The sequence below is a fragment of the Nostoc sp. JL33 genome (assembly GCF_017114985.1).
In the GTDB taxonomy this organism is placed as follows: Bacteria; Cyanobacteriota; Cyanobacteriia; order Cyanobacteriales; family Nostocaceae; genus Nostoc.
Genome location: NZ_JABXKP010000008.1, coordinates 116,685 through 143,478 on the forward strand (window position 1 = coordinate 116,685; position 26,794 = coordinate 143,478).

Annotated in this window: 25 protein-coding genes, 1 tRNA gene and 1 pseudogene; 14 read left to right on the top strand and 13 right to left on the bottom strand. The window is 42.2% G+C overall.

The genetic code is table 11. The features are described 5' to 3' along the window. Nucleotides 1–225 precede the first annotated feature (225 nt). Nucleotides 226–534, top strand: coding sequence for a DUF3067 family protein (locus HWQ23_RS01610; RefSeq protein WP_292823010.1), 309 nt, complete (start codon nucleotides 226–228; stop codon nucleotides 532–534). A gap of 72 nt (nucleotides 535–606) precedes the next feature. On the opposite strand, the pseudogene HWQ23_RS01615 reads toward HWQ23_RS01610, so the two are convergent. Then, nucleotides 607–736, bottom strand: a pseudogene (locus HWQ23_RS01615) (tRNA-binding protein); the annotation flags it as partial. 750 nt (nucleotides 737–1,486) lie between these two features. Between HWQ23_RS01615 and HWQ23_RS01620 the strand changes: the two are divergent. Together HWQ23_RS01620 and HWQ23_RS01625 are read left to right on the top strand one after the other, a co-directional pair. Further along, nucleotides 1,487–2,560: a hypothetical protein gene (locus HWQ23_RS01620; RefSeq protein ID WP_292823012.1), complete on the top strand. Its 1,074-nt coding sequence runs from the start codon at nucleotides 1,487–1,489 to the stop codon at nucleotides 2,558–2,560. A 16-nt stretch (nucleotides 2,561–2,576) separates the two neighbouring features. Further along, complete coding sequence (locus HWQ23_RS01625) at nucleotides 2,577–2,984, top strand: hypothetical protein (RefSeq protein WP_292823013.1); 408 nt, start codon at nucleotides 2,577–2,579, stop codon at nucleotides 2,982–2,984. Between the two features lie 8 nt (nucleotides 2,985–2,992). On the opposite strand, the gene tatC is transcribed toward HWQ23_RS01625, so the two are convergent. Continuing rightward, nucleotides 2,993–3,787: a twin-arginine translocase subunit TatC gene (tatC, locus tag HWQ23_RS01630; protein ID WP_292823014.1), complete on the bottom strand. Its 795-nt coding sequence runs from the start codon at nucleotides 3,785–3,787 to the stop codon at nucleotides 2,993–2,995. A 513-nt stretch (nucleotides 3,788–4,300) separates the two neighbouring features. On the opposite strand from tatC, the gene HWQ23_RS01635 reads away from it, so the two are divergent. From HWQ23_RS01635 to HWQ23_RS01660, 6 genes are all read left to right on the top strand, one after another. Further along, nucleotides 4,301–4,531, top strand: a complete 231-nt coding sequence (locus HWQ23_RS01635) for a hypothetical protein (protein ID WP_292823015.1) — start codon at nucleotides 4,301–4,303, stop codon at nucleotides 4,529–4,531. 48 nt (nucleotides 4,532–4,579) lie between these two features. After that, entirely contained in the window at nucleotides 4,580–5,437 is an 858-nt protein-coding gene (locus HWQ23_RS01640; protein ID WP_292823016.1) for an SDR family NAD(P)-dependent oxidoreductase, read from the top strand. Between the two features lie 697 nt (nucleotides 5,438–6,134). Next, nucleotides 6,135–6,311, top strand: a complete 177-nt coding sequence (locus tag HWQ23_RS01645) for a hypothetical protein (protein WP_292823017.1) — start codon at nucleotides 6,135–6,137, stop codon at nucleotides 6,309–6,311. A 475-nt stretch (nucleotides 6,312–6,786) separates the two neighbouring features. Continuing rightward, the gene (locus tag HWQ23_RS01650) at nucleotides 6,787–8,118 is read left to right on the top strand and encodes a P-loop NTPase fold protein (RefSeq protein ID WP_292823018.1); all 1,332 of its coding nucleotides are present in this window, start codon (nucleotides 6,787–6,789) and stop codon (nucleotides 8,116–8,118) included. Next, nucleotides 8,094–13,307, top strand: coding sequence for a WD40 domain-containing protein (locus tag HWQ23_RS01655; RefSeq protein ID WP_292823019.1), 5,214 nt, complete (start codon nucleotides 8,094–8,096; stop codon nucleotides 13,305–13,307). The genes HWQ23_RS01650 and HWQ23_RS01655 overlap by 25 nt, the downstream gene beginning before the upstream one ends. Then, the gene (locus HWQ23_RS01660) at nucleotides 13,307–13,495 is read left to right on the top strand and encodes a hypothetical protein (RefSeq protein WP_292823020.1); all 189 of its coding nucleotides are present in this window, start codon (nucleotides 13,307–13,309) and stop codon (nucleotides 13,493–13,495) included. Before HWQ23_RS01655 ends, HWQ23_RS01660 begins: the two co-directional genes overlap by 1 nt. A gap of 170 nt (nucleotides 13,496–13,665) precedes the next feature. Here HWQ23_RS01660 and HWQ23_RS01665 read toward each other — a convergent pair whose 3' ends face one another. Beyond that, complete coding sequence (locus tag HWQ23_RS01665; protein WP_292823021.1) at nucleotides 13,666–13,899, bottom strand: AbrB/MazE/SpoVT family DNA-binding domain-containing protein; 234 nt, start codon at nucleotides 13,897–13,899, stop codon at nucleotides 13,666–13,668. 104 nt (nucleotides 13,900–14,003) lie between these two features. Here HWQ23_RS01665 and HWQ23_RS01670 point away from each other — a divergent pair, with 104 nt between their 5' ends. Beyond that, entirely contained in the window at nucleotides 14,004–14,672 is a 669-nt protein-coding gene (locus HWQ23_RS01670) for a Uma2 family endonuclease (RefSeq protein WP_292823022.1), read from the top strand. Nucleotides 14,673–14,752: 80 nt separating this feature from the next. Here HWQ23_RS01670 and HWQ23_RS01675 read toward each other — a convergent pair whose 3' ends face one another. The 4 genes from HWQ23_RS01675 to HWQ23_RS01690 form a co-directional block, all read right to left on the bottom strand. Continuing rightward, entirely contained in the window at nucleotides 14,753–15,079 is a 327-nt protein-coding gene (locus HWQ23_RS01675) for a helix-turn-helix domain-containing protein (protein ID WP_193950064.1), read from the bottom strand. Next, complete coding sequence (locus HWQ23_RS01680) at nucleotides 15,076–15,450, bottom strand: type II toxin-antitoxin system RelE/ParE family toxin (RefSeq protein ID WP_292823023.1); 375 nt, start codon at nucleotides 15,448–15,450, stop codon at nucleotides 15,076–15,078. The genes HWQ23_RS01675 and HWQ23_RS01680 overlap by 4 nt, the downstream gene beginning before the upstream one ends. A 243-nt stretch (nucleotides 15,451–15,693) precedes the next feature. Further along, nucleotides 15,694–15,767: transfer RNA gene (locus tag HWQ23_RS01685), tRNA-Arg, on the bottom strand. 33 nt (nucleotides 15,768–15,800) lie between these two features. Then, nucleotides 15,801–16,898, bottom strand: coding sequence for a tocopherol cyclase family protein (locus HWQ23_RS01690; protein ID WP_292823024.1), 1,098 nt, complete (start codon nucleotides 16,896–16,898; stop codon nucleotides 15,801–15,803). Between the two features lie 29 nt (nucleotides 16,899–16,927). On the opposite strand from HWQ23_RS01690, the gene HWQ23_RS01695 reads away from it, so the two are divergent. The 3 genes from HWQ23_RS01695 to HWQ23_RS01705 all read left to right on the top strand — a co-directional run bounded on the left by HWQ23_RS01695 (nucleotide 16,928) and on the right by HWQ23_RS01705 (nucleotide 18,718). After that, nucleotides 16,928–17,539, top strand: coding sequence for a J domain-containing protein (locus HWQ23_RS01695; protein WP_292823025.1), 612 nt, complete (start codon nucleotides 16,928–16,930; stop codon nucleotides 17,537–17,539). A gap of 30 nt (nucleotides 17,540–17,569) precedes the next feature. Next, nucleotides 17,570–17,743, top strand: coding sequence for a WD40 repeat domain-containing protein (locus tag HWQ23_RS01700; protein WP_292823026.1), 174 nt, complete (start codon nucleotides 17,570–17,572; stop codon nucleotides 17,741–17,743). Between the two features lie 279 nt (nucleotides 17,744–18,022). Further along, nucleotides 18,023–18,718 (top strand): hypothetical protein, encoded by a 696-nt coding sequence (locus HWQ23_RS01705; protein ID WP_292823027.1) that lies wholly within the window; start codon nucleotides 18,023–18,025, stop codon nucleotides 18,716–18,718. Between the two features lie 606 nt (nucleotides 18,719–19,324). On the opposite strand, the gene HWQ23_RS01710 is transcribed toward HWQ23_RS01705, so the two are convergent. The 6 genes from HWQ23_RS01710 to HWQ23_RS01735 all read right to left on the bottom strand — a co-directional run bounded on the left by HWQ23_RS01710 (nucleotide 19,325) and on the right by HWQ23_RS01735 (nucleotide 25,430). Continuing rightward, nucleotides 19,325–20,158: a metallophosphoesterase gene (locus HWQ23_RS01710; RefSeq protein WP_292823028.1), complete on the bottom strand. Its 834-nt coding sequence runs from the start codon at nucleotides 20,156–20,158 to the stop codon at nucleotides 19,325–19,327. A gap of 167 nt (nucleotides 20,159–20,325) precedes the next feature. Further along, entirely contained in the window at nucleotides 20,326–21,156 is an 831-nt protein-coding gene (locus tag HWQ23_RS01715; RefSeq protein WP_292823029.1) for a metallophosphoesterase, read from the bottom strand. Nucleotides 21,157–21,744: 588 nt separating this feature from the next. Beyond that, nucleotides 21,745–22,422, bottom strand: a complete 678-nt coding sequence (gene plsY, locus HWQ23_RS01720; protein WP_292823030.1) for a glycerol-3-phosphate 1-O-acyltransferase PlsY — start codon at nucleotides 22,420–22,422, stop codon at nucleotides 21,745–21,747. Between the two features lie 240 nt (nucleotides 22,423–22,662). After that, entirely contained in the window at nucleotides 22,663–23,937 is a 1,275-nt protein-coding gene (locus HWQ23_RS01725) for a DUF3086 domain-containing protein (RefSeq protein WP_292823042.1), read from the bottom strand. 137 nt (nucleotides 23,938–24,074) lie between these two features. Then, the gene (locus HWQ23_RS01730) at nucleotides 24,075–24,461 is read right to left on the bottom strand and encodes a DUF3119 family protein (RefSeq protein ID WP_292823031.1); all 387 of its coding nucleotides are present in this window, start codon (nucleotides 24,459–24,461) and stop codon (nucleotides 24,075–24,077) included. A 171-nt stretch (nucleotides 24,462–24,632) separates the two neighbouring features. Further along, nucleotides 24,633–25,430, bottom strand: coding sequence for an MlaE family lipid ABC transporter permease subunit (locus HWQ23_RS01735; RefSeq protein WP_292823032.1), 798 nt, complete (start codon nucleotides 25,428–25,430; stop codon nucleotides 24,633–24,635). A 470-nt stretch (nucleotides 25,431–25,900) separates the two neighbouring features. Here HWQ23_RS01735 and HWQ23_RS01740 point away from each other — a divergent pair, with 470 nt between their 5' ends. After that, nucleotides 25,901–26,194, top strand: coding sequence for a hypothetical protein (locus HWQ23_RS01740; RefSeq protein ID WP_292823033.1), 294 nt, complete (start codon nucleotides 25,901–25,903; stop codon nucleotides 26,192–26,194). Nucleotides 26,195–26,794 lie beyond the last annotated feature (600 nt).

The window sequence follows — 26,794 nt, forward strand, 5'->3', positions numbered from 1 at the left end:
TACGCGCTCTTTGTGTATTTTGTTAAGCATTTTGACAAAAGTACTAGTACTTGAGCAACTCTTGTCTAAGTCGAAATGCTAGCGCTCACAACGATGCCATACTTCTCTGTTCCAAGATATATCAAGCATCTTTTCTGTTAGCATTACATTTCTTTATATCCTTATCATACTGGAGTCACGGAACTTAACATCATAACTAAATGTAAAATCTGATTGAGAAAAGCTATGACAGGACAGGAATTACGTCAGATGTTGCTTGATAAGTGGGGATACTCTTACGATGTCCAGTTCCGGCGGGCACAGGGAAAGATATTTTTGCAAGTCATGTGGAAATATCTGGAGCAAGCTTCTTTTCCCTTGAATGAGGCGGAGTACCAAGAGCATCTTGATAGCATTGCTAATTATCTTCATGCCTTGGGTGGGTCAACACAAGTACAGACATTTATTGCCCAAACACGCGATCGCCCTCGGCTCGGTAAAGCTGTCAGCATTCCTCTAGATTTAGGCGATCGCGCTTCGGAATGGATATTATGACCCGCTATTGCATTAATTTTAATAAATTTCTGAGTAATTACAGTATTTTTTATCCAAAAATACCATAACGTGCTATAAAATTCTTTTGCCCACCGCTACATCCCTTATCTGGCTGAATTAATAGAACTTCTCTATCGTCTAGAACTACTCCCAAAACTAAAACTTCCGAGATCAAATAGGCAATTTGACGGGGTGGAAAGTTGTAACTTTTCACTCTCCCCTCTTTGACGAGTAGCTGTGAAGGAATGAAGTTTGAGTCGCACATTAGTGGGATAGGTTCTAGTTATTAATTCAGGCGATCGCCCCGGCAGAAGTGAAGCACAGGTTCGCAAACGTCACCCAAAAGCTTACCCCTTGATGACAAATCGCCGCTACACAACGTCCTACAAAGCCTCTTAACAATTCAAAATTCAAAATTCAAAATTCAAAATTAAAGACATTTTCAGGCCGGGATTTAAACCCCGACTGAAACTGATTCTACGTGTAGACGTAGGGGTCTTAAACCCTTTAATTTACGATAACTAGCTACATGTACAATTCTCCTGCTAATGGCAATCGCTCTTGAAGAAAACTTTGTGATTTACTGACATAGGTTTTACTTTTTCTGCCACCGTTTCTAGTTTCGCCTAAAGGCATCTGATTATTATGAATTATCCCTATTGTTTTTTGAAGTCACAAGATTACAGCGCTACCGAGCCAACACTCCTACGGTCAAGCCCGACAACATACGCCGTTTACGCGAGTTATAAATAATTCTGAGGATGAGTTTTTATATGAGGTTTATCTGAAAAAAATATTAGTTATATAGATTTTCTATAGATAAAATTTAACCTATTATGGTTTAGATAAAAGCAAAAAGCCAGAAAAAAAAGTGCCACAGTGAAACTATACTGCTAAACCCCAACGACACTCAAAATTGCAAGTTATTTAATCCACGTTCCTTAGTGAAACAATGCTCAATAAAAGTTTTTCAATATTCAAAATTGCTTTTGCTATAATTCCCGTCTCTATAATGCTGGGGAGTTGCGGAAATAATAATGATCTGAAGATGGCTGAAAATTTTGGACTTCAGGCGGCTAAGTTGGAGACTGCCAACGATAAAGTATCCGCCGATATTTATGATTCTTGCGCCCGTAGAGCCTCTTGGTTTGCAGATAGGAAAAACATGCAGGAGCAATTAAAGGTTTGCGATCAGCTGTATCGACCAAACTCTGAACGGGCTAATACAGCGGGTAGTGTTCTTGTGGGTTACGTCAGGTCTGTAGGTGAGCTTGCAGCCCAAGATACAGCTGCGTTTAATGAAAAATATACAGCGATCGCTAATGCACTGAAGAACTTAGAGGTTAAAACGAATACTGGCACGGCTAAGATTGACGATAATACGATCAATGCCGGGTTACAGATCGCTAATTTTCTGACTAACTTGAGCCTGCGTGACTTCCAAAGAAGCAACTTGAAAGCTGCGGTTATTTGTACTGACGAATATATTCAACCCTATGCTAATGGTTTGGCAAGCTTCTTTGATGAAAACTATGTGAATGATCTTCTTGATCGTGAAATTGAGAAAATATCCGAACATTACGCTTTTTATGGTGGACGATTAAATAATGTAGTAAATAGCTCTTATAAAAATTCTGGAGAGCCTGAAGCTTTCGCATCTTTGCAAGACCAACAGATGGAACTTGAGCAGAAAGAACGCACAGAAATCGACAAGGTTATTAGTAAGAAGAAAGATGGAGCAGCTTATGTGACAACTATCCGAAAAACTGCCGAGTTTCATGCTAAACTTAAGCTCATTTTTAATAATAATAAAGAACAACTATCGCCACAACAAAAATCCGAATGCGGAAAATACTTTGCTAAAGAAACGGAAAGTATAAACGCTCAAACTTCAGCTTTTCTAAACCAGAAAATCAACCCATCTGAGTTAGCGCAAGTAAGGAAAGTTACGAAAGAATATATCAGCCAAGTAAGTCCGTTGCTTGCTAAGTTTGATGAAAAACCCAAAAAAAGTACAAACAAATAGATAGAGAAATAATATTATGACTGGTAAAGCAGTTTCCGACAAGAAGCTTAACATTGATGATCTCAAAAAGTGCAGAGAGAAGCTATCAGAGTCAATCAATATAAGCAGTAGCCAAGCTTTAGATGCTCACAACCATAATAAAATATCTAGTTCTGACTTTCAAGAGGCTCAAAAAAAGTGGGAGAAACTAGAAATTCAAGAAAGCGAATTAAGTGGAAAAATTATGGCCTTACAATTGGATTACTTGCTAGAGACAAATGTAAATAGTCCCATGTCAAGAATTGTTGGAGCTACCGATAAACTCAACGCGGCAGCCACAGACATTCGAAATTTTCAGCATTTTTTAGATTCAATTGCTGATGTAATTAATATTTTTGATAGTCTGATCAAAGCTATTCCCAATGGACTGATTGCGAATATTTGAGAATATTATTATTTACCTGTGAGCTTAACCAGTCCAACACCACCAAAATAAAGGGCTAAAACTGCTCCCGCTAAGAGACTTTGAGTTAGGGGGTCAGTAGAAGGTGTGAGAACGGCTCCTAAAACCACTGCTCCCATAATCACGTAACGCCAACCAGAAACCATCCGTTCAGAGGAGACAATATTCAAATTACCGAGCAACAGTTGGATGATCGGAATTTGAAATGCTAAACCAGTGCTGAATAATAGTAGCAGCACAAATTCAAAATATTTATCAATTGACCAAAGTTGTTCGACTACATCTGCTCCATAGCTGATGAAAAATTTCAAAGCTGCGGGAATAAGCAGTAAATAAGCAAATACTAACCCAGCAGCAAATAGCACACTCGAACCCAAAACCACAGGCGCAAGTAAACGGCGTTCGCGGCGAGTCAGCCCTGGAACCACAAACTGAATAATCTGGTAAAGAATGAAAGGGCTAGTAAGTATGAAACCAGTGTAGGCTGCAACTTTCACGGAGACAAAGAAATATTCTCCGGGTGCAAGTTGGAGAAATTTTACTCCTTGTGCTGGAACCTCAAGTAACTGGACAATCGGCTTAACGGCAAAGAAACAGCCAATAATCCCCACTGCTACAGCAATCAGCGAATAGAAAATCCGTTGTCGCAACTCTTCTAGGTGGTCGAAAAGGGACATTTCGATTTCATCTGGTAACTCATCAAGAGGATCGGTGTCTGAGTTACCATATTCTTCTGGGTCAATGTTCGGAACGTTTAGAGTATCTACGTCTTGTGAAGGCGTCATGAGTCAGGTAGTAGGCTACATTTATAATTGAGTGCTGAGTTAATGAGTAATAGACCTCTTGCAAAAGTCCCTAACACCCCACCCCCAGCCCCTCCCCGCAGACGGGGAGGGGAGAATTTGACGTAAGTCAAAGGCGGGGTGGGGTTCTTATTTTTGATTTATGCAAGAGGTCTAATGAGTAATGAGTAATAAGTGAGCAGTCTTTTAACTCAGGACTCTTTATTATTTTATTCGGGGAATGCAGTTACCAAGATATGTTTTTGGGTGCTGTGGGTTTTTTGTCCTGTTTTTTGGGATTGCATCTGCATAAGTTAGTAGGAAGTCATCTTGTAAGCAATGCCTAACCTAAAACAAGGGTGGAACCGATAATTTAGAAATCACGTCTCTGCGGCTAGTAGCGCTGAGTAAATTGACACTACATCAGCATATAATACTCAGTTTTAAAAATCCGGTTCATGAATGTGGCATCTATCTATACATAACGCAATCGGAAATTTTTAGCTGAGGTTGAGTATGAATCGGACAATTTGCATTGCCCTGATGGCATTGCCTGTTTATTTATACAATGTTGAGCTAGGCAATACTTTTAGTAGTGACGTGCCGTGTGTTAAAAACCAGTTTCCCATAATAGCTGCTCTAATTGCTTACAACACAAATACTCAGTCAGGCATATTGCCGTGGCAAATATCAGCTAGAGATGACCAAACCGAAGATTGCCTTCGCGCTGGTACTTGCAAAGATTGATACTAATTCGTAATTACGGCAGTCCCATCATAAAAAAAAAGAAAATTAATGGTTACAGAAAATCAACGCACAGTAGTGGTTACTGGAGCTTCAACAGGAATTGGTCAGGCGTGTGCTTTGCTTTTAGACCAGTTGGGCTTCTCTGTTTTTGCTGGCGTGCGTCAAGATGTTGATGCTCAAGCACTTAAACAAAAAGGGTCACAAAGGCTGATTCCGATTTTTTTAGATGTTACTGATGCTGAATCGATCGCAGCTGCTGTTGATAAGGTAACAAATGCAGTCGGTGATGCTGGGATTTTAGGTTTAGTGAATAATGCCGGAATTGCTGTTCCTGGGCCGTTGGAATTGTTAGCGATCGCAGAATTTCAACACCAGATGCAGGTTAATGTTACTGGACAATTAGCAGTCACACAAGCATTTCTTGGTCTATTACGCCAGAGTCGGGGCCGAATTGTCAATATGGGTTCGATTTCTGGTAGAAGTCCTGCCCCGTTCATGGGAGCTTACAATGCGTCAAAGTTTGCGCTCGTTGGACTCACTGATGTCATGCGGATGGAGTTGCGATCTTGGGGAATCTCGGTTTCTATTATCGAACCTGGTGCGATCGCTACTCCAATCTGGGAAAAGTCCCTAAGTCAATCTGAAATAGCACAGCACGATTTACCAGAATCGGCACAAAGTCTTTACGGACAGGCGATGAATATTGTACGTAAAAAAATGCAAATTCTCGCATCTAAGGGAATTTCTGCGGATATTGTTGCTCAGGCTGTTGTCCATGCGCTGACTGCAAAACAACCTAAGACACGTTATCTTGTTGGACAAGATGCCAAACTTGGAGCCGTGCTAAAGCATATTTTACCCGATAAGCTGCATGACCGGGTAATTTTATACTCAATGGGATTGTAGATTACTTCACGCTGCGTGCAATTTTCTTTCAAACCTAACCCCCAACCCCTTCCCTACTAGCGTTGGGGAGCAAGAATCAAAGTGTACACACAAGTCGAATTACCCCCCTTAATCCCCCCGATGCATTGGTGGGAAACAAGAAGCAAATCCAGTTCCCTCCCCAATACATCGGGGAGGGTTAGGGTGGGGTAAAGCCTTGGTTAATCAGCTATTTTAGACTTGTGGTACACCGTAGCCCTTTGATAAACAAAATCATCTTTTTAAGGGACTTCCAAATAAAAAAATATCCCAAAACTGAGGCTAAAATCCTCTCTATTTCTCTTCTCTCTGTGTTCTCTGCGTCTGGAGTGGTAGCCTGCGGCAAGCCGCTCCGCGTCTACGTTTCTTTGGATAATTTATTTCTTGGAAATCCCTAAGAAAAAAATCATCTTTTTAAGAAAAAAATCGTCTTTCTAAGAAAAAACTCGTCTTTTTAAGAAAAAAATCATCTTTTTAAGAAAAAACTCGTCTTTTTAACAAAAAAATCATCTTTTTAAGAAAAAACTCGTCTTTTTAAGAAAAAACTCGTCTTTTTAAGGAGCAAAGAATGGCGTTAAGGCGTAACCCATCGCGTTAAGGAGTAAATCATGGCTTTAAGGAACAAATTATCACTTTAAGGAATCAGAACTTAATAATTGACAGAAAACACTAAACAAATATGTGTGATGGAAAAACCGAATCTGTCGTAGGGGTAAAGTGCATTGCTCATGCGTGTCAACTTAAGGTGAAAGTTAGTCTAGAAGCAGCATTTAGAGATTGTCTCGTTCCCAGTCTCCGACTGGGAATGCCCGTCGTTGAGGCTCCGCCTCAAGACTTGCGGCAGAGCCGCTTTTGATCTGCATTTCTAGCCAGAGGCTCTTAACGAGGTTTTAATGACACGTCCTAGATCCCAAAGACCCGATAAATCGCCGTCTTTACAATAATCAGTCCTTTGTCTTGACGGCGATTTATCGCGTCTCTTGCCTTAACCGAACCGTATTGGAACCGCTATATATTTAAGAGCGTTACAAAATTGTACTTAACAGTACCTTTTTTTGTGTGGAATATTTTTAATATTGATAAGAGTACCTTATTTAAAATGCGGTATTTCTCCTACTTTTACTTATAGTAGTATTTCTACTTATTTAAAATCAAATATCAGCATTGCTTTGTGCTATATGAAACCTAGATATGACAATTCAGCCGGGATGCTGCTAATTTAGTTAGTATTTTGAGGGAGATGTACTTAAATGAAGGGAGAAATTCCCTAAAACGAATATATTTATTTAGCAGATTTTTTCATCCTTATTCCTAAGTGAACTCGATTAGTTATGCTCCTAGATTTAGAAAGATTTTATCAGGCTTGCAATCCCAGCAGACCTCTAATTATAGGAAATGCCAGCGATCGCAGATACTATATCGATTTTGCTGCGGTGCGGGGTGGCAAAATTATCGAAGCTTTGCAACGCACGATCGCTAGAATATCCCCGGATGCTCCAACCTGTCAACTATTTACAGGACATCTCGGCTGTGGAAAATCAACGGAGTTGTTGCGCCTGAAAGCTGAGTTAGAAGTGCAGCAATTCCATGTAGTTTACTTTGAGTCTACCCATGTCTTAGAAATGGCAGATGTGGATGTGACTGATATTTTGTTAGCGATCGCTGGACAGGTAAGCGAAAGCTTAGAAGCGATGAAAATCAGGTTTAAACCTCGCTACTTTACTAAGTTGTTTGGTGAACTCGTGGATTTTCTGCAAACGCCAATTGAACTTGGGGTGGAAGCAGAGTTGTCTGTGGGAATTGCCAAAATTACAGCTAAGGCTAAAGAAAGTCCGCAATTGCGGCGGCGGTTAAGAGATTACTTGGAACCGCGAACAGCAAATATTTTACAGTCAATTAATCAAGAATTGCTAGAACCTGCCACTAAGCAACTGAAAGCTAGGGGTAAAAAAGGATTGGTGGTAATTGTTGATAACTTAGATAGAGTCGCAATTCGACCTTTACCATCGGGGCGATCGCTGCCAGAATATTTATTTATTCAGCGTGGTGAACAGTTACGCAAACTAAATTGTCATGTCGTCTACACTATTCCCTTAGCGCTGACTTTCTCCAACGATAGCGCCGAACTTCAGCATCGTTTGGGGGGAGGAGTCGCGCCAAAAGTGTTACCGATGATACCTGTACGTTTGCGCTCTGGGGAGATTTTCCCTCAAGGGTTAACAATGTTACGGCAAATGGTGCTAGCTAGAGCTTTTCCCGACAATTTACCTAGCGATCGGTTAGGCTTAATTACAGAAGTGTTTGATAGTTTGGAAACCTTAGATCGATTGTGCCTGATTAGTGGTGGTCATGTACGCGACTTGCTAGGGTTGCTATTTGACTGTCTGCGAGAACAAGATCCACCCTTTGATCGGGAGTGTGTCGATCTGGTAATCCGAAGACAACGGGATTACCGAACTAACGCTATCGATCCTCATGAGTGGGAATTAATCTTTCAGGTAGTGCAACAGCAGAGAGTTAGAGGTGATATAGAATACTACACCCTATTGCGAAGTTTATTTGTATTTGAATACCGCGATCATCAAGGAGCTTGGTTTGCCGTCAACCCAGTTTTAGCAGAGACAGAAAAATTTAAGTCATGGTTGAACGACACCCACAAGTAGATGTACAAGCAGCTAATGAGCGTGCTTTGCGAAGTTTGGGGAGAGCAATTGCCCTTTCTAATGGTCAATTCTCCCTGGTTTTGGTGTGCTGCAATTATCGAGTTTTGCAAGAGCGAATCTTGCAACGACTCGAAGAACTCTCTTCAGGAGTACATCGAATTCAAAAGGTAGTTCTGCCGCAGAATGCTAGAAGTCTTTACACAAGTATTCATTTACAACTCCTAACCGAAAAGAATCCGCCATCGGCGTTGATGATTTTGGGTTTAGAGTCAGTAGATGGACTTGATGATCTATTGAGGTCTATCAATCATATTCGTGATGAATTTCGCAAACGCCACGCATTCCCGATGATTGTCTGGATGAATGAGGAAGTGTTGCAAAAGGTAGTGCGTTTAGCACCAGATTTTGCAAGTTGGGCGGCGACACCGATTCGGTTTGAAATGACAACTGACTCACTGCTGCAATTTTTGCAACAGGAAACTGACTCTTTATTTGCCACGGTGTTACCAAGCGATGCTGCACAACAGCAACCTCCTGAAGTTGCAAAGCATTATTCCACTGTGGAGCAAGTCTGGAAACATAGCTATGAACTCCACTTTGCGATTAGAGAGTTACACAATCGTGGTATTACCTTAGAGCCAGAATTAGACGCTAGTTTAGAATTTGTTTTTGGTCTAGATGATTATATTAGCGATCGCATTCATCCAGCTTTAAACCATTTTCAGCAAAGCTTACAAGTTTGGCAAAAGTTGGCAGAAGGGAGAGAAATCAATTCAAAATTCAAAATTCAAAATGACGCTCTCAACGAGACGCTGCGCGAACGCGGACTCGCTAACGCTGCGCTAACAAAATTGAATAAAAAGACTGGGGAGGGTGAGGAAGTATTTTCTTTGCCTATGGCTCCTAATCGCCCATCTCCTCTACTTTTGCGAGAGGGAATTTTACTGTTTTATATTGGGCTGTGTTATTGCCGTTTTGCAGAGCAAAATCAAACCGAAAACCGCCGCCATTGGTACACAGCTAAATCTTATTTTCAGCAATCCTTAAATGTTTTAGAAGTGGCTGGGCGTTTAGATATAGTTGCTGGATTCATTAATCAACTCGCTGAAGTTTTGCAATATCTGCAAGAGTGGGAAGAGTTGCAGACGGTTGCTCAAAAGTCTCTGGAGTTACATCAAACTTATGGTACTCAAATTGAATTAGCTTGTGACTACGGTTTTCTGGCACAAGTGGCTGTGCAGCAGTCGCGGTGGGTACAGGCGAGTATATTAGCACACGTTTCACTGCTGAAATTAGGTGAGGCGCAAAAGCGCAACGACCCTTACAACTGCTTATTTCCATTATTATTGGGGCAAATTTACTATTTAGTTTTGGCGAAAGCCCAGCGAAATTTAGGTGAGCTAGAAATAGCTCGTGAATACCTCGACAAGGCGACAAAAGAACTACCAGCAGCCTTAGAAAGCAGTGCCCATCAATACGATGCCCATCGTTATATTCGCTTATTGCGGAGACTGCGATCGCTCTACTTTGAAGAAGGGCGCTATCTGGAAGCCTATTATATTCGACAGAAACGGCGTTCTGTTGAGCAACAGTACGGTTTTCGGGCTTTTATCGGTGCCGGACGTTTGCAACCCCAAAGACAGGCGACAAACCCAGCATTGATGTCACCTTCTGGGAGTAGCAGCGTTGCTTTAGAAATTGCGGCTTCTGGTCGAGAACGTGATATTAATAACTTAATTGGCAGAATCAGCCGCGCCGATCAAAAGCTGACGGTGATTCACGGTCAATCAGGGGTGGGTAAGAGTTCGACTGTCACGGCGGGTTTAGTTCCAGCCCTGCAAAATCGTGCGATTGGCGATCAAATAGCCGTACCTGTGGTCTTGCAAGTTTACACCGATTGGGCGCGGGAATTAGGGAAATCTTTAAGTGAGGCGATGTCTAGTGACGCATCCCTTGCCGTGTATGCTGATATTAAGTCAGAAGCAGCCATTGAAGCAGAGGCTTTGCCTTACTCTGGTACACCGTTCACCATCGTTAGTATTTTACAGCAATTAAAAGAAAATGCTGATCACCATTTGATCACAGTTTTAATTTTTGACCAATTTGAGGAATTTTTCTTTGGTTATAGCGATCGCCATCAAAAGCAAGAATTTGATAAATTTATCAGCGATTGCCTGAATATACCCTTTGTGAAAGTTATCCTTTCCTTGCGAGAAGATTATTTACATCGGTTATTAGATTTTAAACATCTTTCGGCACTGGAAGCGATTAATAATAATATTCTCGACAAGCATATCCGCTACCAGTTAAATAACTTTTCGCCAGAATATGCCAAAGCAATTATCCGAAAATTAACAGAGCGATCGCAGTTTAATTTAGAACCAGCTTTAATTGATGCCTTAATCGAAGATTTATCAACAGAATTTGGAGAAGTCCGCCCGATTGAATTGCAAGTTGTGGGAGCGCAAATTCAAGATGAGCGCATTACTACACTAGAAGAATATCAGCCATATAGACCTAACAAACTCATCGAACGATATATTAAGGAACTGATTAAAGACTGCGGGCCAGAAAATGAACGAGCCGCTTTAATCGTCTTATACTTATTAACAGATGAAAGTAACAACCGACCTTTTAAAACTCGTGCTGAGTTAGCGGTACAGCTAGCAGAGTTGGAAGATGCGAGTAACTTAGAGTTAGTATTAGAGATTTTAGTTAGCTCCGGTTTAGTGGTACTATTCCCTGATGTACCAGAACGCTATCAACTGATTCACGATTATTTAGTAGACTTGATTCGTTACCTGCAACAACAAGAATCGAGCTTACAGGTACAATTAAACCAGCTACGCCAAAAAGTAGAACAAAGCCAAGCTGAGATTGAACGACTTAAAAGCGAACTTAGCCAAAAAAAGCAGCGTTCTAAACTGGTAGATTCTCATCCGCACACGGGTTTGGACTTATTAACAGAATTGCGAGAGTTACACAAGCGGGAAGAATTGAGTCAGTTAGAAATTGAGCAATTGCGGGCTGAACTTAAAGAAAAAGAGTTAACAGCTAAACTTGCAGAAAGTCAAAAGAAACAAAGGATTAGTGAAGCTCAATTAAATCGTTCGTTGAAAATGGCCCTGACTGCTTGTGTTCTGGCCATATTAGGATTAAGTGTTTCCATAGTCACAGCAGTAGATAGCGAAATTAAAACCCTGAGTGCATCCAGTGAAGCCCTCTTTGCCTCGCAAAAAGGTATTGATGCTTTAATGGAAGCTTTAAAAGCGGGAAGAAAATTACAACAAACAGTCTGGGTAGATTCCTATACAAGAGAGGAAGTACAGACAGCACTCTATCAAGCAGTTTCTGGGGTAAGAGAATATAACCGCTTAGAAGGGCATTTGTCTGGAGTAAATAGTGTTATATTTAGTCGCGATGGCACTTTAATTGCTTCAGCCAGTGCGGATAATACAATTAAACTCTGGCATCCCGATGGTAGCTTAGTTAAAACCTTGTCGGGGCATGAAGATGTAGTTAATAGCGTCAGTTTTAGCCCCGATAGTCAAATAATTGCTTCCGCCAGTCAAGACAAGACAGTAAAACTGTGGAGTCGGGACGGTCAACTACTTGCTACTCTCTTAGGGCATCAGGGTGTGGTGAATAGTGTTAGTTTTAGCCCTGATGGTCAAATTATTGCTTCAGCGAGTAGCGACAAGACAATAAAACTTTGGAGTCGGGATAACAAGCTACTCAAAACTTTGCTCTTAGATGATGGTGCAGTCTTAAGTGTCGCTTGGTCGCCCGATGGTAAAACTCTTGCTTCCGGGAGTGCTGACAAGACGGTAAAATTGTGGAGTCGGGATGGTAAGCTGCTCAAAACCTTAGAGGGACATGAGGATGCAGTCAAAAGCATAGCTTGGTCGCCCGATGGTAAAACTATTACTTCTGCTAGTTTAGACCAGACAATTAAACTATGGAACCTGGAGGGTAAACTACTACGAACCTTGTCGGGGCATAGTGCTGGAGTTACCAGCGTCAGTTTTAGCCCTGATGGTAAGACGATCGCTTCCGCAAGTACCGACGAGACAATCAAACTTTGGAGTTTTGAAGGTGTGTTGCTCGGAACCCTGAAGGGACATAATAATTGGGTGAATAGCATCAGTTTTAGCCCAGACGGTCGCACCCTCGCTTCTGCAAGTCGAGACAAAACTATTAAACTCTGGCATTGGGATGATGTGCTGCTGCGAAAGCCCAAAGCTGATAATGATGACTGGGTAACTAGCATCAGTTTTAGTCCAGACGATCGCACCTTAGCAGCAGCAAGTCGAGACAAAACTATAAAACTTTTCAGTCGAGATGGTAAACTACTCCGTACATTCACGGGGCATGAGGGTCAAGTTTGGGGCGTTAGTTTCAGCCCCGATGGTCAAGTAATTGCTTCCGCTAGTAAAGATAAAACGGTGAAGCTTTGGAGTCTCGACGGTAAATTACTCAACACCTTACAGGGACATCAAGATGCCGTCTTGGGTGTAGCTTGGTCGCCTGATGGTAAAGTAATTGCCTCGGCTAGTAAAGATAAAACTGTGAAGCTTTGGAGTCTCGACGGTAAACTGCTCAACACCTTGCAGGGACATCAAGATGCAGTGAATTGGGTAAGCTTTAGCCCAGATGGCAAGTTGCTAGCCTCAGCCAGTGATGACAAAACAGTGAAAATCTGGAGTGCAGATGGTAAATTCCTATACACCTTAAATGGTCATAGCCGCCGGGTAAATGGGGTTGCTTGGTCGCCTGATGGACAAGCGATCGCTTCAGTTAGTATTGATAGCACAGTGAAGATTTGGAGCCGGGACGGTGATTTGTTAAGTAATCTTGCGGGCGATGGCGATAGTTTCATCAGTGTGAGTTTTAGCCCCGATGGCAAGACTCTAGCAGCTAGCAGTGATGACAAAGTAAGGATTTGGAAGCGAGAAGGGACATTGCTGATTGCTTTGAAAGGTGATAGGAATGAGTTAACCAGCGTCAGTTTCAGCCATGACGGTAAAACTTTGGCTGCGGGTAGTGGCAATGGCACAGTAATATTTCGAGATTTGGCAGATATCCAACTGGAAAAATTGCTTACGCGGGGTTGCGATTTGCTACAGAATTATTTGCAGACTAATCAGAAGGTAATGAAAAGCGATCGCGCCTTGTGTTCTGGTAGGTGATGGAGATTTTGTTCCCATTCAGTTTGCGTCGAATTGCGGCAGGCGTGGTGTTAATTCGGTTATTCGGTTTATCTTCAAGTGATAGAGCAGAAATGATTGCCAATGCCATTAATGAACACGCAGATGAATTATTAGGAGCTTTTACTGTTATTTCATCTAAAAGTATTCGCATTCGTAAAATAACGTGAATTTTAGATGCGATCGCAGATGCAATGAAGAGTGCGAGCCGTTAAAATGCGATGTCTACGACGGGCTACGCCTACGCGCCTTGTGTTCTGGTAGATGATAGCGTATTAGATTATCGAATTTACTTTTTCGGTAAGAATGTCGAGGATAACGTTGCTGTCTACCAAAACGGTCATGGATTATCGTCGCTGCGGGTGAGGGTCATGATTTGGTCAGTGGTGAGGTTTCCAGCAGCGCAACCCCGCATGGTATCAATCCAGGTTGAAATTTTATCGGCAGGTTGTATTTTCTTGAGGTAGAGGCGATCGCCTTCGATTTCAAACGCTAATTCTACGTCAGGAGAAATGTTTAACACCTCTCGGATTTCAGAAGGGATGGTAATTTGACCGTTAGGTGTAATCCGCATAGTGTGTTTGTTGTTCAAGCGTTCTTATGTTCTCATATTAATGTTGAAGTGTTTGGCTAATAGCTTTTCTACATTTCTATTTTGCACTATTTTAGCTGTACATCTTGGTAGCATTGAGTGAAGTACCCGTCAGCAAGGGAGCGAGGGCGATGTATGCAACCGTCACACAACCACTGACTTTTGAAGAGTTTCTTGCCTGGGACGATGGTTCAGGCAGAGAGTTTGAGCTATTGGATGGGATTCCCGTGCCATTATCAGAACCAAATGCTAATCATGAGGATTTGATTGAGCGACTGTGTACCTACTTAGAAAATCACTGCCAAGAAAATGACCTGCCTTATGTGTCGCGCCAGTCGAAGCAGGTTCGGCTCAAAACAGCACCAGGAGAAAAAGAAAAAAGCCGCAAAGCAGATATTGTCATATTTGCTAGAGAAGAATGGCAGAGGATGAAAACTAGCTCTAGTTCTGCTGCTGCATATATTCCACCACCCGGAATCATTGAGGTCGTTAGCAATAACTGGAAAGACGACTATCTGACAAAACTTGCTGAATATGAAGACTTGGGCGTTTTCGAGTACATCATTGTAGACTATGCTGCTTTTGGTGGCATTCGGTTTATTGGCTCTCCCAAGCAGCCAACCATTACAATCTACCAACTTGAAGATGGAGAGTATTCACCCCCGAAGGTGTTTCGAGGGCAGGATCGAATTGATTCTAGATTGTTTCCGAACATTCCCTTAACGGCTGAACAGATTTTTGCAATGAGTCGCTGATTAGCAATGAAGAAATTTATTCTAGTCGTCTTCTTGCCACAATTGCTCTAAACTCAGATCCAACAGGCTCCCATCCTGTCCTATAGCGATATAACAGTTTCAGCAGATTGGCCCGACGCATGACGAGGGCGAAGATGTAAGGTGATTTCCGTATCAAGCCGCTTGAGGAAAATGAGGAGTTTGCCCTCGCTGAACCGTTGAAACTCTCCTTTCATTAAATGAGATACTTCTGGCTGGGGAATGCCAAGAAGTTCGCTGATTTCGCGCTGTTTCAGGTTGCGTTGAGAAAGGAGGCGCAGTACCTGAATCCCTATCTTGCCCCGCATAAAAAGTTCCGAAGCATCCTCTAAACCGAGATCAGCGAATACGTTGCCACTGCTTTCTTCAAAAACAGGTTCCTGTGTCATTGTTGTTTCTCCCTTGCCACTGCGTCCTTATAGCGTTGTTTAATCAGGTCAACATCAGCCTGTGGGGTTTTAATCCCCTGCTTTGATTTCTTCTGAAAAGCGTGCAGGACATAGATTTTCTCTCCAATCTTTACCGCATAGACTGCCCTGTAAGTATCGGTATCGTAGCGTTTGACGATTTCATACACGCCGCTTCCAACCCCTTTAAAAGGTTTGGCATCCATTGGTGTTTCCCCTGCTTGCACCAATTGCAGCGCATAGCCTACTGATGCACGCACATCAACAGGAAATGAGCGGATATTTTTGAGAGAGCCTCCCATCCAAACCAGAGGTCGTAAAGGAATTTCTATAATATCCTCGTCATCGTCCATTTTATATGAAATTTCCTATAAAATAAGTTAGACAATAGCATGAAATGCCCCGCGTGCGAACGGCGTATCGCGTTATATATATTAATCATCTATCCAAATAATCTTAATTCATGACAGCACTCCTGGAAGATTATCATCTCAGCATCGATTTTTGTGAGGGAGGGACTGTGCTGGTGGATGATATCATCTAAAAAAATCCCTATGACCTGCTATTAGTCAAGGTCTTAGGGATTTTTTTGATTACGGGACTGGTGCGGCTCGAACGCACGACCTGACGCTTAGGAGGCGTCCGCTCTATCCAACTGAGCTACAGCCCCAAATAGTCAGCATATATAATCATAGCAGGAGTTTTAGCGAGATTGCCAACAATTATCCCAAGAGCCGCCGCCTACTTCTAAACCACAAAGAAAACTTTCTGCTTTCAGGATTATTTGAGATTTTCTCCCATTTAATTCTCGTAACTCTAAATTTAACTTTCCTTGCATGGTGTCTCGGCAACAGTATCTTAAACCATCTTCTGTGGGCGCACGCAGAGGTGTACCAGGTAAATCAGTAGTACCTATCAATTCAATTTCGTAATTTGAGTTACTAGCTTTCATTTGCCATCTACCCCAAGGCTGAATTTCCCAGTCTACTTGTGAATTCCAGGGAACAAATTCATAAAACTTGCCTTGATAGTGCAAGCCAATCATCGCTACAGATTCCATCCACCACAGCACACCGCGCCGTCCACCGCCAGCAGTTAATGCTAAGTCGGGTTCGCCCTCAAATAAATTACAATTTATCCAAAACCATTTTTGGGGAAAAGCACCACCCCAATTTTTCTCGCCGTAGGCTGGGGCGTTGGTGAATTCGTAGATTTTGCCATTCCAGTCAATTTTTCCACTGGCTAAACCGTGAGCCATCAAAATTTGCCATCCAGGTTCAAAAATCTGCAAGAATGACAGCCAGCCTGCGGTTGATTGCTGAATGCTATTTTGATTGCCCCAACCGTATACTGGTTGAATTTCATACTCCCAACGGCAATAATTATTGGTGGCGCGTTCGCAAATAATTCCCTGATTCAAGGTGGCTGTGGCTTGATATCCCTCTTGAACATGATGCTCAAACTCTGCTGGCAGCAGGTATAAAGGAGAAACTTGCAAATCCGTTTTACCCCAATGACCTAAACCCAAAACATCTCGACTACCCCAAAATTTCTTTACATCAGGAAAAGTACGGCATAAATACTCATCATCCGGGCCGAGGATTTGGGCTGCACCGCCACTGTGGGGTTTACCGCCGATGGGGTCTTCTATGGAGTACATAAAGGCAAATGTTTGCCCGATTTCCGGTAAAGTGACGCGGTAATACCAGCCTTCAAAAAAGCGGCGACTACTACCATCCCAGTGATAACCAGAATGGGGCGTTTGAGTTGATTGGAGGAGATTTAGGGGAATAGTTAACATATATCTATATAGTTGCCGATTTTTGCAGTATGCGCGATGACCTCGATCTCAATCATGCTTATGAAATTCTTGGGTTGGAACCGGGTGCATCACAAGCACAAGTAAAGCGAGCTTACCGTCAACTGGTGAAAATTTGGCATCCCGATCGCTTTGTTGATCAAAAGCAAAAACAGGAAGCTGAGGAAAAAATCAAATCAATCAACTCAGCTTACAATAAACTCAAATCTCAAAGTCCATCCGAACCTCCGATTAGTGAAAATCCGTCTTCATCTTCGCCTACAAATCCCACAAAAATATCTGTGAATCGTTGGGATGCAGAAACTTTTTATACTTGGGGAGTAGAAAATGCTACACAAGGAAGATATGAGGATGCGATCGCAGATTTTACCCATGCAATTCGTCTCAATCCTCACTATATTGACGCATATAAATATCGTGGGCTAGTTTGCTCTCAACTGGGATACGAATATAGAGCCGCTTCAGATTTAAATAAAGCTGCACAAATAGAACAAGAGTTAACAAATCCGGGCGCTGCGCGGACATCACGATCAGTTAGATATACATCTAAACCTAGACCTCTAGTAAAAAGATTTTGTCAAGGGATAAAAAGTTTACTGCGGCTAAATCGGCGTTGGAGATAAAAAGCGTGCATTAAATAGTTTAAAGAATTAATGTCCGCCGTTCGCCTCCAGTCTCGTAAAGAAGACATCGCAAAACTTTTCAGTGTACTGACTTTGGATAACCATTCCGATTGGGTTAACTCTGTCACTTTCAGTTTTGATGGCAAAACTTTGGTTAGTGGTAGTCGAGATATGACAATCAAGCTTTGGCGCTGCGATATCTAACGAGAAATTAAAAATTTAGATGATTTCAGTAAATTGCTCGATTTTGTATCCAAATATCAGATAACAGCTTAGTAACATCCATCTTCGGGATACTCTTTCTTTTGATTAAGTATTAACTCCTTAGAGATAGAGCCACTTGCTGATCACAGAGGTTATACTGATAGCTCCAAGAATCGGGTAGCAAATAAAACTCAATTTTTATCAGCAACCTATTAAAACCTCTTGTTCTTACAAAGCTTTAGTTTGTCAATATCTTATCAAGGAGTGAAATCAACAGCTATGCCTATTCCTACCAATAAAAGCGAAAGCGAAAACAGTGAAGTCAAGAAAGAGACTTACACCGATAGTAATGGTAATATTCACACCAACCTGACACAAAGCACTGAAACATCTAAAAACACACCTGATCCCAACTCTTACCAAAAAGGTTACGTACAAGGTCGAAATACTGAGCATACCAATCAGCAAGCTGATTTAACCGAGCGTGATAATAACAATGCTAATGGTGGTTTGGTGTTGGGTATAATTGTTACTTCCGTGCTTGCTTTGGTTATAGGTGGGGTCTGGTACTTCAGCCAGCAGAATAACGCACCGGTTAACAATATTGTGCCGGTCGCGGTTCCTGTACCGAGTAAGAGTAATCCAACCCCTAGTGCATCTCCTCAACCACGAACGACAATCATCGAAAGAACCAGGGAAATACCTGTTGCTGTTCCTGTTCCTGTTCCTGTTCCACAACAGCAGGTTACACCTGCACCTGCACCTCGCCAACCGAATATTAACATTACTATTCCACCCCAGCAGCCTGCGGCAGAAAAAGCACCTGTAACTCAGCCAACCCCGAAAGCGGTACAAACTCCGACGACGAGTCCAACTAGTATTACTCCAACTCCGCAGAACAAGGACGATACTTCTACTAATACTGTCGCTCCAGAGACGAAAAGTGATGCCTCTAAAACCACTCCACCTCAATGAGTAGACCAGTCAAACAGTACATCTAATAGTGGTTCTTCTACCGCAGGTGATGCTACTACAGGGAATTCTGCTCAATAACGGCTTCTGAATCAGCCCACTTGATAATGCTGGCATGACAACATATAACAAGTGGGACAATTTTTAAGAAAAATTTCTGAATTGTTGCGATAAATTAATGGTATTCAAGTTTAGTAAAGATGTGGTGTAGCTGAATAAACATAGGCTAGATTAAGAGCAAGGTACAAACAGGTTAAAAGTTAACAAAAACTTTCAAGTTAGAGCCTGTGCCTCCTGCTCTAATGTTCTTGCGTAGGCATAGCCCGTCGTAGACATCGCTCTGAAGTTGTGGCATCCATTGAATGTATTTTTACCTTGAGTTCAATAAGTTATTTTGGAGGTATGAGAACGCACAGCCAGAAAATGCCTGTCTAGTTGGAATATAAGGATGTCCAATTGTTGAGTATCGCGAATGCTGTCCACCTTAGTTAGTTGAGTTAGTTACTTCTGAATTCTCCAATCTTCAAGAAACCGCCCCAAGCTACTGATATTTATCCATCGCAGCTTTAGGCGGTTTCTGCGTTGAGTTAATTAAAAAGTTCAGAATTGTTAATCACTAATTAAGGTAATTACAGTCACTTCTGGCGGACAAAATAAGCGTCCTGGTTTATAAGTTCCTAAACCCCGATTGACATATAGTTGATTTTTTTCCACCTTGTGAAACCCTTGCGCCCACTCCCAATACCGCACTACTTTAGAACAGTCTCCCAGGAAAAATGTTACCCAACGCCGCAATTTTTTGGGAATTTGTTTGAGTAGCTTTTTATAATAAAGTACTACAGGCCCAATGCCCGGAATTACGATGTGACCACCGTGGGTATGACCAGATAGTTGCAAATCTACGCGCCATTGTTGCAATATCTTCGCTGTATCTGGGTTATGGGATAAAACGATGCGGGGTGTAACGGAGTCTAGTTGATTCATGACTGGTGCGGGGTGAAATTCCCGTGACCAATAATCAGCTAGTCCTACCAGTGGTAATTCTTTTCCTAGTGGATAGGCGATTTCATTCCAAAGCACATGCACCCCAATGCTAGTTAACGCCTGGGTAACTTCTGCTTTTGAGTGGCTGTAATAGATATCGTGATTACCAAGTACGGCGTAGATACCACAGCGACTTTGCAGATGTTTAAGTCGAAGCACCAATTGGTGAATTGGCGTCGGATCGTCAGTTACGTAGTCACCAGTTAATAGAATTAAATCTGGTTCAGCTTCGTTAGTAAGTGCGATCGCTTTTTCTAACATATCTTCCGACAGCCGCAAACCATCGTAGTGAAAATCTGACAACTGCACTAGCGTTGTACCTTGTAAAGATGCTGGAAGTTCCGCAATCTTAACCGTGATTTTATCTACTCTTAAATGTCCTGTAAACAACCAATGCATAACGCAACCGATACTCCTCATACCAGCGCTTACAGCTTACCAAAAATCAAAATGTAACTTGAAAAACTGCAATAATTTATGTCACATACTCCAGATACAATTAACTCATTGATTTATTTTAAATCGCTGAATTTAGTTCTGGGATTTTTCTCCTCCCTCCTGCTTTCTCATTCACCTTGTAGGGTGATTATAGTAACTTCTGGGCGGCAAAATAAGCGTCCTGGGAGGTAAGTTCCCAAACCACGGTTGACATATAGCTGATTTTTTCCTAGCCGATGGAAACCCTGTGCCCATTCCCAATGGCTGACTACAGAAACATTTATTTTCAAAAATGGGACTAGACGCCGCACTCTTCTGGGTATTTTTTTTACAAGCTTTTCGTAAAACAAGGTCGCAGGGCCAATTCCGGGAATCACGATTTGACCACCGTGAGTATGACCAGATAATTGTAAATCGACTCGCCAGGATTGTAATATCTCCGCAGTATCTGGGTTGTGGGATAAAACGATGCAGGGTGTGTCCGGGTTTAGCTGGTTCATAAGGAATGCGGGGTGGAATTCCCGTGACCAACTATCCGCCAGTCCAACAAGTGGTAATTCTTTTCCTAGTGGATAGGCAATTTCGTTCCAAAGGACGTGAATTCCAATGCTAGTAAGGGCATCTGTAACTTCTGCTTTTGCGTGTTTGTAATATATATCGTGATTGCCAAGAACAGCATAGATACCACTGCGACTTTGCAGATGTTTGAGTCGAAGTACTAGTTGGTGAATTGGCGTTGGATCGTCAGTTACGTAGTCACCAGTTAATAGAATTAAATCTGGTTCAGCTTCGTTAGTAACTGCGATCGCTTTTTCTAACATTTCTTCCGACAGCCGCAAACCATCGTAGTGAAAATCTGACAACTGCACCAGTTTTTTACCTTGTAACGATGCAGTCAACCCTGCAATGTTAACCGTCAATTTCTCTGTACTCAACGGCCCAGATAACAACCAATGCATAAGACGTTCAATAAAGCTCAATCATAGCGCTTACAGCTTAACTAAACATCGTCAGATTGTGTGCAGCGACCAGTGTTACTTCTTGAAAATTTCATGAAAGCTGTAGATTATCGCGTATTTATACTTAATTTTAATTAAAAGTAAATGGTTCTACCGCTCCCTTCATGTCAAAAAATAAATAAGATGATTGAAGAAGAATACATTCGTCAGAATCAAGACGCTCGTTCCTCTCTACCGCTACGCTATCAGTCTCTTATTCAGACCCGCGACTACGAAAGTTGACCACCAAATCTACGATTTGGTGGGGGTGCAAAAACGCCGGTTATTCAGACGCTACGCACAGTCGCTCTAAGCGTTGGCGCAGCCTCTCGTAGAGAAGCCATGCCGTAGGCTTTACGCTACGCTATCCGCTTTTTCGGTCAAAATTCATTCTCAATTCTCAGGACTGACGCATGTATTCTGTTCGCTGGTATTTAATAAAAATAGCCTAGATAAAACTTTGGGCTGCTAGTGATCATAATTTTAGATTGCGAGCTTTATTAAACTCGCATGGAGGCTAAAAATATATCTATTTGCGAATTGGTTTAATTATGTAGTTTGTTCTGATGTCGCTACATTTTGCCCAATTTTTGGCTCCGTTCCCGCAAGCAGTCGTTCAATATTAGTGCGATGGCGCAAAATCACATATAATCCACCGGCAATCCCAAACAGAACATAGGGTAAGGGTTGATGCAAAAGTACCATGAAAATGGAAACAGCGATCGCACCTGCAATTGAACTCAAAGAGACAATCCGCGATATCGCCACAACGACGGCAAACACACCTGCTGTTGCTAAACCTACCTGCCAACTCATTGCTAACAAAATCCCTAAGCTGATAGCAACAGATTTACCACCGCTAAAGCCCAAAAAAATTGATTTACTATGTCCCAGGATGGCAGCTAACCCAGATATTGTTACTATCCACGGTTGCCACAGTTGTGCATCTACCGTTGGAGGGATATAATTTTGAATCTGGGCAAAATTGAACAACCAGTAAACTAGAGCGATCGCTAATACTCCCTTCAAGGAATCAAGTACTAAAACCAATCCTCCTGGCCCTTTCCCCAAGGTTCTTAGTACATTAGTTGCGCCAGTGGAACCTGAACCAACTTCTCGAATATCAATACCTTTTAACTGCTTGACAGCAATGTAGCCAGTGGGAAAAGAACCCAGCAGGTAAGCTATGACCACAATTGCCCCACACAGAGTTAACCAAATAGCCATAATACAATTCACGCATTCAAAATTTAAAAAAGTCAATCTAATTCATAATTAATAATTACTAATTCATAATTGTAATCATTGTTGGCTCCTCAAGCCACCACCGATTGTAGACCACGCTCATTCAAAAAAATCAAAAGTTGGCTCCCAAGCCATAAAATTTATGAATTATGAATTATGAATTAATAATTATTTGGTCAAGAGGTATTACTCTTGACCAATGACCAATGACTAATGACTCATTTAAAAGTCATCATCATAGTTTCTCACTGCTTTGGGGTCAGGGGCAAAGGCTAACCACAGAGGAAATTGCAAGAGTGACAAACTGATTTGCTCTTCTGAATCATCAATGATAATTAAGGGCAGTTGATTGGCTTTCGTCAATCGGTCTGCTTTTTGGGCGACAGCATCAGATGCCTCAAATAATACTACACCTCGGTCTGGGCCGAAATCTGGGCGACCGATTCCCAGAGAGTCTTGCAAGCCGCGCCGCCATTCACCTAATCGCTCCGGCGTATTAGCTAAGACTAAAGTACGGACGCGATCGCCATACAGCTTGTGTAATATCGAAATTGCGGCTGAGGCAATCAGAATATTCTGCAAACGGCTACCCATTGTCCGCAAACCACCCCGTCCCCCTTGAGTAAAAAACCAGTTAGAGACTCGTTCAGCGTGGATTGGTTCAAAGGTACGGCGTAGTTGCCACGCTGGCCCATAGTAATCTGGTTTATTGCGGTATTGGTCAATTAGGCGGCGAATTTGCTTTGTAGTATCTTGAAACTGCTGTTGGGCAAATTGCGGTATTCCAGGTTGGGGTTCAACTGGTTTAGCCTCTTTTACAGATGGTTTTTCTCGTTCTACCACACTTGGTGTAAGTTGCAACTGTTCAGCAGTAGAGGCCAAATCCTGTAAACTACCCGTGAGATAGTCTTTAAAACCCTGCACCCGAATTGCCAAGTCTTGGGATGCACCAGCAAAAGTGGTTCGCATCTCGTTGCGAATACGTTCTTGACGGCGTTCTAGTTGTTCTACAGAAATTTGCAAGGTTTGTTTGCGTTGTTCTAACTGCACCAGCGACTCTTGCACCAGTCGTCCCAGTGATGTTTGAGTTTCACTGACTTGTGCCTGAAGGTTTTTGTAAGAAGCTTGCAGCTTGGCTATTTCTGACTTGAGAGATGCTTCAGCGCTCTGCAACTCTGCTAGTCGCTGCTCTGCTTGTGCATATAATGAATTATTTCCTGATCCTATTTCTGACCCCAGTGCAACATTTTCCGCTTCTAACTGCGCTACAAACTCGCCATTTGAATTTTCTGTTAGCTCTACTGTAGAATCTACCACTTCTGCATTGGAGATGAGTGGGTCAAAAGTTGTGTACTCCTGTGATGAGCTAATGGCTCCTGTTTCTGCCACCAACTCAACAGATGGATTTACTGGATGAACAAATGCATTGTTCTGTTCTTGTTTTTCTGCCAACCGCTCATCAATTGGATCTGGGGTTTGAGATGCCTCTGGGTTCATAAACAATAGTGTAATTCCTATGATGCGAATAAATAGCTTTCAGAAATATTACAATTGACCTGCCATAAAAGTCCTGAGTCATGAGTGCTGAGTTATGATTCTAGAGCAAAACAACTCAGCACAGATAGCACTCAGCACTAAATACGTGGACAACGTTGTTCTAAGCAACTTTTCAAGGTGTTGGGGTCAAATAAAATTGGCAAAAAGTGAATACTTTTAATTTCTTTAAAGTAAAACAGGATGGGGACTCCATTCCAAAATATCCGCCAGTTTTGCCATTCCTGGTAGGGAAAGCGCCGAATCAATTTTTCGCCTCTGTAAATATCTAAGTCGCTGGCGGTAAATTGCAAACGCAGCGTTAACGCCTGAAACATGAGAAACAAACCAAATAGTGTGAAAACGGAGCCTACCCACGGTTGTACCAACAGTAATGGAATAGCGGCAATCACCAACACTATAGGTATATTGTAACTAGGCTTGAGTTCCACAGTTGATGTGGAGTTAGGAGCAAATGAACTGGTCACGTCTTAAATCCTGCTTTATTTAGTAGGCATCTCTCCTATTTTAGGAGTCAGGAGTTAGGAGTAGAGACGCGATTAATCGCGTCTGTACAGGAGTTAGGAGTTGAGAGTTAAAACTCCTAACTCTTAACAGGGGGCAAAGCGATCGCAAGCTCCACTCCTAACTGATAATTTTTATGGGCTTTGCAGGAATGCACTGCCAGTTCCCTGAAACATTAACCAAGAAAGAAAGAAGTTGGTAACAAATATAATCAGCAAGGCAGTCACAACAGCAGTTGTGGTTGACTGTCCTACACCTTTGGCTCCTCCTGTTGTCGTCAACCCCCAACTGCAACCTATTACGGCGATTAAAATACCAAAGCAACACGCCTTAATCATGGCGCTCAAAATATCCCACATACCAAGAAAGTTACGGGCTGAGTCTAGAAATACCGTATCAGACAGGTTATAGATATTTGTCGCAATTATGAATCCCCCGAACATCCCTGTTAGCAAAGACAGGAGGGTTAAAATTGGTAGCATTAAACAGCAAGCAAGAACGCGGGGGATAACTAGGTAATCGATTGGATCTGTTCTTAACATCAACATGGCATCGATTTGTTCTGAAACCCGCATGGTACCGATTTCTGCTGCAAAGGCAGAACCGACTCGCCCGGCCAAAACTACTGCTGTCAACACGGGAGCGAGTTCTCGTGTCAACGCTATAGCAAGCACTCCGCCGATAACGTTTCCGGCGCCAAAGTTGATAAATTCCCGCGCCACCTGAATGGTAAACACCGCGCCAACGAAAATAGCCGTCAACAGGGCAATAAATAGGGAATCTGGCCCAACTGCTGCCATTTGTTCTAAGGTGTTGCGCCGATGGATTTTGCCTTTCAATAGGTGAACTAGTACTTGCCCACCCAGAAAAATCGCCGCCAGCAGCCGCTGACTCCATTCTCCTAAACTGGATTTGGATGTAGTCTGGTTCAATGTTCTGTAGCTAACTCGGTAACTGCCTTAAGAATAGCGGAAGTCGTTGGCAATAGGAAATGGGGAGTGGGGAATGGGGAATGGGGAATGGGGCATTGGGGAGAATGAAAAAATGAAAAATTACCTCTTTCTCCTCTGCCCCCCACTCCCTACTCCCCACTCCCTACTCCCCTAATAAAGCTAAACATTAACTTAGATTAAAGATGGTCTCAGAAAATGAAGCTGTTATTAAACGTGCTGCAAACTAATAAATAGGTACTAACCTTGGCTTTAACCTTGATTTTGCAAGGGTTTTGTAGATTTAAGCAATTTTTTACATCCCCAGCATGTGCTGTAACTGGTAGCGATTTCTTTTAATGAAAACTTAAGATTCTTGACAGATTGTCTGCTCAGGAGCGATCGCACGTATTGTAGAAAATGACGAACTGCTATCTAGCTCTTGTCATCTCTACTTACGGAGTTTGTCTTAAATGGCTATTTTCACTAACTTTCTCCGCTCTTTACTACTGACGATCATTTTTAGTTTTGTCGCTCCCATGTTCCTAGTTGGCGGTGGATTGCTCCTGATATCCCTCATCGGTCACTTTCCTGGCTTACAAGAGTTAACTGAGGCGATCGCTACTCAAATTATGCGTTTTCTCGCCGCCTTTGGCAGTGGAACTCCCCTACGCGGATTATTTGTGATTAGCTTGACCTGTAGTTTCGTCGGCGCACTGTTTGACACTTACGTTTATTATCGGTGTCAAATTTTACGAATTGATTAATAAGTAGTGTCAATCGCTTCGTTAGGTACTCATGGGCTGTACAAGACGGGAGAAAGTGATATTTCCAAAACTGAAAGTACTACTGGTCTTAACCTAGACAGGGATTAGTGTTGCTAAATGAATTTTTATTCATTAAATTGAGCAGCGAAATTATTGATTAAATACTTATTATTTATTAGTTATTAACAAACTTCGGCGGGTTTAAGTCCCCGGCTTCTGACAAGCCGTAAGTATGTAAGTCTTGTTCTGTCTTACAAAGTTCAGATCGCCGCAAACCGGCGCTCCGACTTTGCGCTAAATCCCCGTTACAAAACTGTACTTCTTTGAACGACTTCAGACGAACGACTTCTTTAATTACTGACTACTAGTGCAGGTGCGCGGCCGTAGCAAACTAATTCTCAAGAGGTCAAAAAGACAGCATCTCAAGGGTTTTGGAATTTTGAATTCTGCAAAACAGCTAAAATAGTCTGTGCTAAATCATCACTTGGACGCTAGACTAGAGTTTGGCATTTTGTGTTAGCTGCAATCTTTAAGGACTTGATTTCCGCAAGCCGCACACTCGTGACTTCTAGTCATGAGTTAGGCGCTCCATATTTCCAT